At 44.9% G+C, this 11,952-nt stretch carries 8 protein-coding genes; 4 read left to right on the top strand and 4 right to left on the bottom strand.

The genetic code is table 11. From position 1 onward, the window contains the following. Positions 1–110: 110 nt before the first annotated feature. The gene (locus tag LFX25_RS15605; protein ID WP_238731031.1) at positions 111–1,085 is read right to left on the bottom strand and encodes a hypothetical protein; all 975 of its coding nucleotides are present in this window, start codon (positions 1,083–1,085) and stop codon (positions 111–113) included. 66 nt (positions 1,086–1,151) lie between these two features. Beyond that, positions 1,152–1,655 carry a tellurite resistance TerB family protein gene (locus tag LFX25_RS15600; RefSeq protein WP_406600505.1) on the bottom strand — a complete coding sequence of 168 codons (504 nt, stop codon included), beginning with the start codon at positions 1,653–1,655 and terminating at the stop codon, positions 1,152–1,154. Positions 1,656–1,771: 116 nt separating this feature from the next. Between LFX25_RS15600 and metG the strand changes: the two genes are divergently transcribed. The 3 genes from metG to LFX25_RS15585 all read left to right on the top strand — a co-directional run bounded on the left by metG (position 1,772) and on the right by LFX25_RS15585 (position 8,433). Further along, the gene (metG, locus tag LFX25_RS15595; protein ID WP_238731029.1) at positions 1,772–3,913 is read left to right on the top strand and encodes a methionine--tRNA ligase; all 2,142 of its coding nucleotides are present in this window, start codon (positions 1,772–1,774) and stop codon (positions 3,911–3,913) included. A gap of 77 nt (positions 3,914–3,990) precedes the next feature. Next, a complete protein-coding gene (locus tag LFX25_RS15590; protein WP_238731028.1) occupies positions 3,991–6,621 on the top strand; it encodes a [protein-PII] uridylyltransferase family protein in 2,631 nt (876 codons plus the stop codon). A 114-nt stretch (positions 6,622–6,735) separates the two neighbouring features. Next, on the top strand, positions 6,736–8,433 hold the full coding sequence (locus LFX25_RS15585) for an acyl-CoA dehydrogenase family protein (RefSeq protein ID WP_238731625.1): 1,698 nt from the start codon (positions 6,736–6,738) through the stop codon (positions 8,431–8,433). On the opposite strand, the gene LFX25_RS15580 is transcribed toward LFX25_RS15585, so the two are convergent. Next, entirely contained in the window at positions 8,430–10,100 is a 1,671-nt protein-coding gene (locus LFX25_RS15580) for a GGDEF domain-containing phosphodiesterase (protein WP_238731027.1), read from the bottom strand. The genes LFX25_RS15585 and LFX25_RS15580 overlap by 4 nt on opposite strands. Positions 10,101–10,544: 444 nt before the next feature. On the opposite strand from LFX25_RS15580, the gene LFX25_RS15575 reads away from it, so the two are divergent. Next, a complete protein-coding gene (locus LFX25_RS15575) occupies positions 10,545–10,946 on the top strand; it encodes a hemerythrin domain-containing protein (RefSeq protein WP_238731026.1) in 402 nt (133 codons plus the stop codon). 6 nt (positions 10,947–10,952) lie between these two features. On the opposite strand, the gene LFX25_RS15570 is transcribed toward LFX25_RS15575, so the two are convergent. After that, positions 10,953–11,819 carry an MBL fold metallo-hydrolase gene (locus LFX25_RS15570; RefSeq protein ID WP_238731025.1) on the bottom strand — a complete coding sequence of 289 codons (867 nt, stop codon included), beginning with the start codon at positions 11,817–11,819 and terminating at the stop codon, positions 10,953–10,955. Between the last annotated feature and the right edge of the window lie 133 nt (positions 11,820–11,952).

Genomic DNA, 11,952 nt, shown 5'->3' with positions numbered 1-11,952 from the left:
AGTATTTGCGGTTTGAATCGCGATCTCTTCGTTTAACAATTCGTTTTAAAAAATCGGAATACGATTTTTGCGATTCGGTTTCGACGTTCTTGTGCGGAACAATTAGAATTCTATTTGTGATGATGGTGATGCGATCTGTTTCTTCCTATGATCGCGTATAATCCTTTGGCGACCGTCTGAAGGGCTCTGGTCATCACACCTTTCAATTTGATCTTCAGAAATAATTCCAAGACGAGTTCACGTAGAGCGAGATCGAAAGGAAGATTGTAATTCTTCCAGTCGATCGTAAAGTGAAACGGATAACTCTGTTCGGGTTTATCTTGAGAATGCGGTCCGAAATGAATCAGAGTTCCTTCGACCGCGGTTTGATCCGAATTGATATGTTTGAATTCCACGTAGATCTGCACCCTGTTTTTTAAAAACGGAAGGGGAATCACCTGCAGGCCCGCGAGTTCGGACCAAGTGATGTCGCTTAACGATAAGAATCCTCTCGTTTCTCCGCCTAAAACGCCGATCTTTAAATTCCCTCTTTTGCCGAGCCTGCACGATCCGCTTTTGGTTCTGAAAAGAATCTCGAGAGGCGATCCCGAGTCCATATATCCGCCGTCGATCGCGATGTCGTGAAGCTGAATCGAATACGTGGGCGTCAGCGTTTTGTCCACGATCGAAATCGATCCGTTTTCTATTTTCATATTTTGGAATACGATTCTTCCGCGTTTGGGCATAAGTCCGATTTTTTTATGCGGACTGATGATGTTCGTATAATCCATGTGAAAATTTTTAAAGAGAGAGGAGGGGATTCTCAACTGACCCTTGAAGAGAGAAAGAAAATCGATCTTGAAATTCAAGGACGAAACTCTGGCGTAAACCTGATCCGTTTTTAAAATTCCCGGAAATTCGATCGTGCAGTTCTTGGAAATGACGTAAAAGATCGGCAGAAGAACTCCTGAAGAAATCCAGCGAAACTTGAAGTGACGGAAGGAGAAAAAATTAACGAGAAGCTGCAGGATCGGGCCGGAAAACAAAAACTGAAGTCCGGCATACAGGATGAGAAGATAGAATAACGTTTCCCAAACCCAGTTCATGGAATCGATTCCTCAAAACGGGAAGATCGGAACTTTGGAAAGAAATTATTTCTCAAAAAGATGGATTTACTTCTTTTTCTCGAGAATTCTGTTCTCGATATTCTTCTTATCCATGGAAGAAATTTCGAGTTCTTTGGCGAGATCGTCCAGGAATTCCCTTTCCTTTTTCGTAAGGCCTCCGTCCATCGACACGATCACGCACGCGTCTTCGTAAAATCCGGCGGCCATAATCGGATTGCCTTCCGAAAAGTTACGAACCGTTTTTACGGGAAGAGGATTTTCGAAAACGTCCGATAACTCGCTGATGATGGAAGTTTTTTCTTCCTGATGATCGAAGAAAATACAACCTTCTTCGAAAAGAGCTTTGACCATCTGACCGACAAGACTTCCTTCTTTTTGATGAAAGATTCCATCGGCCATGCAGGAATAAGACCAGATGCTGACGAGAACCTTCGCGTAGTTCATCTTCAGATGGAATATCTCTTGTTCGGGGTTCATTTCTTCTCTGAACTTTTCATAGAATTCATGCCCCGGCAGGACTTTACTTGCAAGGGATGAAAGATTCTCCATTGGCATCGGGAGTTCCTCCAGGTTTTCAGAAAATTCTATCCGAACCATTGATTTTGCAATGAAAATCTGAAAAGAAAGACGTTGATTTTGACCTAAATTTTAGGAACCTGACTTTTGTGAACTCTTCTCTTAAAAGAATCCCAAGAAAGATACTGGTTACATCGGCGCTTCCCTATGCGAACGGTCCGATTCACTTAGGACATGTGTTGGAAGGAATACAAACGGACATCTGGGTTCGTTTTCAAAAGGCGAACGGAAACGAATGTTATTTCTTCTGTGCGGACGACACGCACGGCACTCCGGTAATGTTAGCGGCGCGTAAGGAAGGAATTACTCCGGAACAACTCATCGAGAGAGTTCAACAGGAACATTATAGAGACTTAACTTCTTTCGGAATTCGATACGATAACTATTATTCCACGAATTCGAACGAAAACAAGAGTATCTCCGAAGAAATTTATTTGAAACTCAAAGAGAGAGGACATATTTCGAGAAGAAACATCGAACAGGCTTACTGTGAAAACGATAAGATGTTTCTTCCCGATCGATTTATCAAAGGAACTTGTCCGAATTGTAAATCCAAGGATCAATACGGAGATAACTGCGAAGTTTGCGGCGCGACTTATAGTCCGAAAGATTTGATCGATTCTCATTGCGCTTTGTGCGGAACTTCTCCCGTTCGTAAGGATTCGGAGCATATCTTTTTCGAACTCGGAAACTTTCACAGAAAAAAAGTCGAAACTGCAACCGCCGAGGATCAAAAGAAGCGAACCGATGAGTTCTATTTGGAAGATTGGATTCGAAGCGGGACCGTCGAAGGCGTTCAAAAAAAATTGAGCGAATGGCTCGATAGCGAAGACGGTCTGCAGGCTTGGGATATTTCCAGAGACGGGCCTTATTTCGGTTTTGAAATTCCGGGCGAAAAGAATAAATACTTTTACGTTTGGCTCGACGCTCCGATCGGTTATATGGCTTCTTCCTTGAACTTTTTCAAAGGCGATCGAAAGAAGTTCGATTCTTTTTGGAAAGAACGCGACGCTGAAATCGTTCACTTTATCGGAAAAGATATATTATATTTTCATACTTTGTTTTGGCCCGCGATGTTGGAAGGAAGCGCTTATCGAGCGCCTTCCAAAGTTCACGTCCACGGTTTTATCACCGTAAACGGGGAGAAGATGTCGAAGTCGAGAGGAACGTTCATCAATGCGAACACGTACGTAAAACACCTCGATCCCGAACATCTTCGGTTTTATCTCGCAGGCAAGTTGGGTTCGGGAATGGACGACTTGGATCTTTCGTTCGACGATTACACTTCGAAAGTCAACGCAGATCTGGTCGGAAACCTCGTAAACTTGGTTTCTAGAATTTCAACGAGCATTTTGGATCAGTTGGATCGCACTCTTGGAGTTTTACCGGTCGACGGAAAGGAATTGTTAAACGAACTGCTCAATCAACCGATCAAACAAGGAACGGGCGAAGTCTCGGTTCAGGATATTATAAAAACCGCATACGAACAAAAGAACTACGCGAGAGTGATGCGGGAAATCGCGCGTCTCGGCGATACGGTCAATCGTTATGTGAACGACAACGCTCCTTGGAAACTCATCAAGGAGAATCCGGAAAAAGCGAGAGAGGTCGTAACTACGACCTTGAACGCAAGTCGTTTTCTTGCGGTTTACTTATATCCGGTCGTGCCTCAAATCTCGGAAAAAATTTATAAACTCCTGAATCTGGAAGGAGCTCCGAAGTTCGACGACCTGGATCTTGCAAACGTATTAGAAAAAACGAAAGTAAATCCCTACGAAATGATCACAAAACGTGTGGATGAAAAGGCAATCGACGCTATGTTAGAAGAAAACAAACAATCCGTGGAAGCTTCCAAAAAAGCGGAACCCGCAAAAACTGCCGAAACTTCTTCCCAAGAAGAACGACTTGAAATTTCGATCGAGGATCTCGCGAAAGTGGAACTGCGGGTCGGTCGGATCGTGGAAGCCGGACCGGTGGAAGGCGCGGATAAACTAGTGAACGTCAAGGTCGATCTCGGCGAACTCGGAATCAAGAACGTATTCGCCGGAATCAAAGTCGCTTATCAACCGGAAGATCTGAAAGGTCTAAAGGTTGTGGTCGTCGCCAATCTCAAACCGAGAAAGATGAAATTCGGCGTTTCGGAGGCGATGCTGCTCGCTTCCGGCGAGGGAGAAACGTTGAGTTTGTTTGTTCCTCACAAGGACGCGAAGCCGGGCGATAAGCTGAAATAAGATTTCGGTCGCTTCTGTTGTTAAGTCGGATTAAAATGTAAACAAAGTCGTTCGGACGAACTTTCAATTTTTATAATATGCCTCTGCAACTGGATATCACATACAGCTTTCAAAGACTTTTGGAAAAGAGCAAGAACGTGGGAGGTCGTCTCGTATCCAGACAGCTTACGCATATCGTGGATTCCTTTATTCTTTCCAAGTTCGAAAACTCGGGAGTCGAATTCAAATCCGGGGACGAACTTTGTATCATCGCGATGGGCGGCTACGGAAGAATGGAAATGGCTCCCCATTCTGACATCGATCTTTTATATCTTCACAACGGGATCAAGGTGCAAAGACTAGAGTCCGTAATCGGAAAGATCAACACCTATCTCTATGATTCGGGAAAGGAAGTCGGACATTCCTGCAGAACGATCAAGGAATGTTTTCAATATCTGGACGATATGTCCTCCTATCACGCGTTTCTGGACGCACGCTTCTTGGCGGGTTCGAGGGCTTTATTCGAAAAGTTTAAATCCGACTTTCTTGAAAAACTTCCCGCTAAATGGACGAAACGTTACAACGAGGCGAAAGAGGAGATTCTTTCCTCCCGCTTTCTCAACGAAGAACGCCCGATTTTGTTAAGCGAACCGAATCTTAAAACGGATCTCTGCGGTCTTCGGGACATTCAATATATGTTCTGGATGGAAAAGTCGGTCCGCAATCTTCCTTCTCTCGGCGGTTTATCGATTCTGCCCGTGTTTCAAAGAGGGGAAATCCAGCTTTTGCAGGAAGCGTATGATTTCATTCTTCGGACTAGGATCGCGATGCATAGGATCACTTCCCGTAAAACGGACCGTCTCGATCTCAATCTGCAGCAGGACGTCGCGGAGTCTCTGGGCTTCGGCAAAAAAGAGGAACTTTCCTCCGTGGAAAAGTTCATGCACGCTCTGTATCGTCATCAAAAGAACATCTACTTTATCATCCGTACGTATCTGGATTCCATCATCGAAAAAAGAAAAAGTTCCGAAGGCGAAAGTTTTCCGTACGAGGACCTTCACTTCTTTAAGATCGGGGACACGGTTTTTCCGCCGGTAATCGGCACTCTGTTTACGAATCCGCATACGATTTACAGAGACGTTATGCGCTCTTTTCGGATGATTCAGGAAAAGAATCTTCAGATTTCAGGCACGTTGCTGAACGAATTCCGATTCGCCTCCAATTTTTTGGACGACGACTTCAAATATTCTTCCGAAGTGAACGAGGAATTTTTGAAGATCCTGCGAACTCCCTCTCAAAGAGGACGAGTTCTCAAGCTGATGCACGAATCCGGCGTCTTGGCCGCGATTCTTCCCGAGTTCGGCGCCTGCACGAACTTTCCTTTGTTCAGTTATCATCACGAATACACCGTCGACGAACATACATTATTGATTTTGCATGAACTGGATCTTCTCGACGAGGGTAAGTTTCAGGATGCGGAAGTGCAGAAGGCGTATCGGGAATGTTCCAAGATCGAATTGCTCGCGCTCGCGATTCTTTTGCACGACGCGGGAAAAGTAAAGGAAGGCGATCATTCCGAATACGGGGCCGAACTCGTCGTGTCCGTCGGAGATCGTCTCGGATTAAGCGAAGAAGACACGGAGCTTTGCCGTTTTCTCGTGGAAAAACACACTCTCATGTCAGAGCTGAGTTCCAAACGGGACATCGGCGATCCGAAACTCCTTTTTGATTTTGCGAGAATCGTGGGAAGCAGAGAAAGATTAAGAAAACTGTATATTCTTACCGTAATCGACACGAAGTCCGTCGGAACGGGCGTTCTTACGAATTGGAAGAGTTCGATCTTGAACACTCTCTATCGGAATACGATTCCGTATCTCGTAAGCGATTCGGCGGATAACTTCGGCGAGACCGGTCCGGTTCGCGACGTTCAACTCGAGGACCTGAAAAATTATCTCGTAACAAAGGAGGGTTTGGACGAATCGATCGCGAAGTCCGTGGTTCAATTCGCGAACGAGGTCGTTCCAAACACCTATCTTCACACCGCTTCCAATCGAAAGATATTAAGAAATTTTAAAGCGATCGGAACGCTCGCACAGGATTCTTCCTTGCGGACGATCTTTGAAACGGAACAAGATCCCGCATTCGTAACGATCGACGTGGTAACGGTAAATCAACCTGAGATCCTTTTGGATTTATCCTGCGCGATTTCTTCCGAGGGTTTGAGCCTTTTGGGAATGAAGAGTTATACGATCGGAGAATATTGGATCACTTCGGTTCAACTGACGGATTCCGCGGGCGGCGGAAACTTACCGCAGGACAAACTTGATCGTGTCGAAGCGAAACTCAAATCGATCGCCTCCGGAAATTTGAAACGGGAAAGCATCGCCTTTCAACGAACGGGCTGGAATCCGCGCAAACCGACGCCGGAAAGCATCGTCAATCGTTCGGTGATGTTTTACAACGGCGATCTTCCGGACGTTACGATCATGGAAGTGAGAATGCCCGACGTAGTCGGCTTGGTGTATCGGATTCTTCAGGTGATTCTTCATTCGGATTTGAAAGTGCGTTATCTGAGAGTTTCGACAAGCGCCGATTATGCGTATGATTCTTTTTATCTGCAGACTGGAGACGGTTCCAAGCTGGAAGATCCGAATCTTCTTTTTAAACTGAGAGAAAAAATTCTCACCCTTCCTTTGGGGGAACAAATCCCCGAAGAAATTTCGATCTGATTGCGGATCTTTTTCGTTTTGTCGAACAAAAGTTCACGTTAGTTCGTTCGATTCTTTTTTGCTCGCTTGAAAACGCGGGTGGACTTATACTTTCCAAAGAATCAGGAGAGAATGATGCAGTATCCTTTAAACCAAGCCGCAAACCCGGCTCTCGCTCCGTTTGATATTTCCGATTACCGCGGAAATCGGGGAAAGAATTTTTACGATGAAGACAGAGTTTTGCAGACTCTCGTGGAAAAATATTCCAAAGGATACGATGCCGCGCATAAGAAAGCGATGATCGAACATCTGACGGGTTACGGTTCCTTGGTGGGAGGAATCTTGGACGAACTCACCGACGCTTCTCATAAGGAAGGAAAATACGGAGAGGTCGTCAAATACGATCGAACCGGAAACAGAATCGACGCGGTAGTTTATTCGAACGAACAAAAACTTTCCAGAAAACTTTCCTATGATTACGGAATCGTAAACTTAAACTATCATTCTTCCTGGAAACATCCTTTTACCGATCTGCATCGTTACTCGCTCGCATATCTCGCCAATCAAAACGGAGAAGGCGGAGTCACTTGTCCTCTCGCGATGACCGAAGGGATGATCAAGGTTCTCGAAGCGCTCGGAACTCCCGAACAAAAAGAAAAGTATCTTCGTCTCGTGGCGGGCGAAGGAAGCGAATCCCACTTTATGGCGGGTCAATACGTGACCGAAAGAGTGGGCGGTTCCAACGTAAGCGCGAACAGAACGATCGCGAGAAAACAGGAAAACGGAAAGTGGATTCTCACCGGAGAAAAATGGTTCTGTTCCAATCCCGGAGATCTTTGGGTCACGACCGCAAGAGTCGAAGACACGAACACGATCGGGATGTTTTTGGTTCCGCGCATCAAAGACGACGGTACGTTAAACGGACATCATATTCTCCGTAAAAAAGACATCATCGGTTCCAGGGGAAAACTCACCGTGGAAATCATCTACGACGGAGTGGAAGCGGAAGCGCTCGGACGTCCCGCGCACGGAATCGTGAATCTTATGAAATACGTGATCGGGATTTCCAGATTGCACGTATCGCTTGCGGCTTCCGGTATTTCGAGAAGGGCTTGGATGGAAGCCTACGAATACGCGAAGTTTAGAACGGCTTACGGAAGCAAAATATTAGAATTTTCTTCTTTACTAAAACAGTTGAGCGACCAAAGACTCAAACACACGGCGATGTTGACCTCCGTCTTCCGTCACGTTCATACGCCCGAACCTCTCAAACTCGCGGGAGAAGTGTTGGCTCCTCTGTTGAAATACAAATGTTCCTCCACTTCCACCGAGATCACGTACAACTCGATTTTGGTGTTGGGAGGAAACGGAATCGTAGGGGATTTTTCCGCGCTTCCGAGACTGCACAACGATTCCATCATCAACGAAACCTGGGAAGGAACGCATCTTTTGTTAAGCGAACACGTTTTGCGCGCGTTTAAACGGGAGAAGGTGGCAAAGACGTTTTTTAAATACGTGGAGGAAATCACCGATGCGAACAGCGAGGCCGCTGCAACGATCGGGAAAAAATCCAAACACTTGCAAAGTCTTTTGGACAACTCCGCTTCGGAAGAATTGGATTTGAATCGGATTTACATCGCCGATCTTGCTTTCGAGACGTTCGCACTGGCGGCGCTTTCCGACATTTCCGGTAAGAACGCTCCGAACGCACAAAAGGATTTGTCCCTATTCCGAGACGGTTATTTGGATCTTGTGAATTCTTCCCGTGAGTTCGCGCCTTCCGGAAGTTTTTCGGGAAACAACGAACGTTTAAAGTCGGTGATTCACTTTTAAGCTACGGGAAACGATTCGTTCTGCGCGATTTTCTCGGCGAGTTCGATTTCGACCGGATGAGAGTAGTAGTATCCTTGTCCGAAGTCGCAGTTGAGCTCCTTGAGAAGATCGTGCTGCATTTCGTTTTCCACACCTTCCACGATGATCGATTTGCCCATCGCCTGCACTAAGTTTACCATCGAAGTGATGACCGCGCGCGTGGAAGTCTGAAAGTAATTAAAAAGAAACATCTTGTCGAGTTTGATGTAATCGATCGGAAGGTGGATCAATCTTCCCAAGGAAGAATATCCCTTTCCGAAATCGTCGATCGCGAATTTAAAACCGTAATCCTTCAGTGAAGCGACAACCTTGCCGATCTGTCTTTCTTTCGCGTCGAAAGAATCCTCTACGATCTCCAGAATGATATGACCCGGTTGAATCTTATAAAAGTCGCTCGCTTCCTTCAGCAAAGGAAAGATATTCTTGTCGCTCAATTGTTTCGGAGAAATGTTCAGAGAAAGAGAAACGTTCTTGGATTTTAAGATCGAGTTTTCGTAATAACGAAACGTTTCCCAGATCATCCATTCTCCGATCGTTTTGATAAAACTGGAACTTTCCGCGATGGAGATAAAACTTCCGGGCAACAGCTTTCCTTTTTGGGGATGATTCCAACGAACCAGCGTTTCCATCGAGAAGATTCGATTCTCTTTGAGATCGATGATCGGTTGAAAATGAATTTCCAACTCGTTCCGATTCAGCACCTTTCTCAGATCGATTTCGATTTTGGCCTTTTCGGAAGAACGGCGGATCGCGCTGTGATCGTAGTAAAACAGGGAATTCGGCCCGATCAGACAGGACCGATGAAGCGCTTCCTTTAAAATTCGCAGACCGTTCATATCGGCTCCGGCCTCGGAATCGAAACGAGTATACCCGATGTTTACGTTTAAATGAAATTCCCGGTTTTCGTATGTGAACGGGAAATCGAAGAGCATTCGAAGGCATTCCGCAAACCATTCCGCTTTGACGTCTGAATCGACGATCGGAGAAGAAATCAGAAATTTATCGCTTTCGATTCGGAACAGATGATCGGTCGGATTCAGATATTTTTTCAAACGATCCGTGACTTTTACGGAAATCTCCTCAAAGTAGGAATTGTTTGCGCTGGATGCGATCGCGTCCGGATTGGATGCGGAAAGAAGGAAGGAAAAATGACCTTCGGACACCGATTCATCTTCCGCTAGAAGATTGCCGAAATGATGCAAATAGTATTTTTGATTGGGAAGGTTCGTATTACGATCCCAATGGCCGGCCTCGTAATCCTTGCGGGGCTGAACGCCGAGTTGCGGTTTGAAACGAATCATGTAAGAATCGTCGAAGTCGTGAACGCTCAGTTGCAGTTGAAAGTTGGTTTCGTTCAAAAAAGAATCTTCGGGTTCTTCCGTTTCCTGCAAAAGATGGGAGATGTTCGTATCGCTTTCTAATTTCTGTTTTTTTGATTTTAGAACCGGTATTATCTTTTCGTAAAGTATTTGGAAATTGGGAAACGACCAAAAATTTTGAAACTTATGATTTGCGTATACTTTCTTCCATTCGCGATCAACAACAACGATTCCTTCCGCAGACTGATCCGAAAAATACAGTAGCGATTTCTGTAAAGACGGAGATAGATTTTGTATTTGCGTTCCCATATTAAAATATTAACGTCAAACCGTAATAATGAAATCCGTACTATAATTCAAAATGTTCGCTATTATAACTATGCATCGAGAAACATTCTTTGCCTCGATGATTTCGCTGGTAAAAACAAACACAAATTGGAACGTTCAACGAGATTGTTTCGAATTTGTAAAATTTGTGATAGAAGCAAACGATCTTTTCTTACGCTCAAATGAAGAATTCAAGGAATAAACACTTGGCCTATAACCGGGTTTCGTCTTTTTGGATTTAGGATTCTTGCTTTCAATGTTTATATTGAACAAGTTGTAGAATAAGAACCTGTTCCCAAGGAAACGGATGACACCGCTCTTTACGGATCGCAATGTCAGGGACAGAACCTTGCAGCCTAATCTTTCTGATAAAGTACAGTCAGTTTGAGACCACGCTGTAAATTTTCTAAGTGAAGGAAAACGATTTTGAACATAGAATTCTATAAAGTTCAATACGCGGAAATTCAAAAACTTCTCACCGATCTTGAAAAAAGATTATACGGCGAAATTTCGGAAAGTATGGACGGATTGCTTCACGAACTTGCTAGCTTCTGCGCTCGATTGAAACTTCATATCAATGTGGAAGAAAGCGTGATCTATCCGAAAATCAAAGAAAGCGACGTGGAAAATTCCTCATCCATTGCGGAGGAATATAAAAAGCGTACGATGGAATTAAAGAGTTCTTTTAAAACATATCATTCCAAATGGTTATTGCCTTCTTCCATTTTAAAAAACGAATCTCAGTTTCGGGAAGATACCGAAAAACTAATCCTCGCTTTGCGAGAGAGAATTCGAAAGGAAGAAAACGAGATTTACATTCTCTTTTAAAGATGTCTAACGTTTCTCCATCCAAGAAACACAATCCTGCAACATTCTCCGCATCGTCTCGTATCCCTTGTTTGCGGGATAACCGTGACCGGGCAAAACCCATTCGAAAGAAGTATCCAACAAACGTTTCATCGACTTCGTTTGTTCCGGCCAGGAAAACCAGCAAACGCTTCGAAACGCGATCAATCGATCGCGGTTTGGATCGTATGCGAGATGATCTCCGGTAAATAAAAATCGATCGTCCAAAAGAAGAACCGCGTGCCCTTTCGTATGACCGGGAGTCGGAATGATCTTTACGTCCTCCGCCAACGTATAAACCGAATTTCCCGAAAGGAAAATTTCAGCGTTCGGAACAGCGCTTCTCTCGTCTTCGTGAATGATCCGTTCGCATCCGAAACGTTCATGAAATTTTTGATGATCGGCGACGTCGTCTCGATGCGTGAGAAAGTGATAACGGATACCGCCGAGACTTTCGATCTTATCGGCAAGTGACGGAACGAATCGGGGAGAATCCACGAGAATGTTTCCGTCCTTTCGAACAATCAGATAGGAAAACGCACCGTAAGAATCCTTGGAATGATAACCGCAATGATATACGTTCTTTTCTATCAACGACGGAAAGCCTTCTTTCGCTTCTTTTAGATCGGTTCGGTCTTCGGTTCCGATCGAGGTCGTCGGACAGGCGATTAAAGCCCGTAGGGCCGCATTCTTTTCGAGCACCGTTTCCGGTTGGCGTCGGACATACGAGGCTCCGTTTTTTTCGGAAAATGTCGAAGGTGCGAGAATCCTACAGGTTTCGCAGTCGATGCAGGTCGAATCTACGTAAAAGTTTCCCGGCGAGTTTTCAAGGCGCTTTTTTTGCAGAGTTGCCATGTGTTAGTTAGACCTTTCTTTTGTGAAATGCCGCATTCTTCCTTTGGAAGATCGTTTGTTCCGATCAACGTCTTTTTAACGGCGACGGAGATGCGAAATAAATTTCCCGCTTCTCGAACTGATTGGGTTGTAA

The organism is Leptospira sanjuanensis (assembly GCF_022267325.1).
GTDB classification, from domain to species: Bacteria; Spirochaetota; Leptospiria; order Leptospirales; family Leptospiraceae; genus Leptospira; species Leptospira sanjuanensis.
Note: the sequence above shows the minus strand (reverse complement) of the source record. Positions and strands in the feature narration are given on the sequence as shown.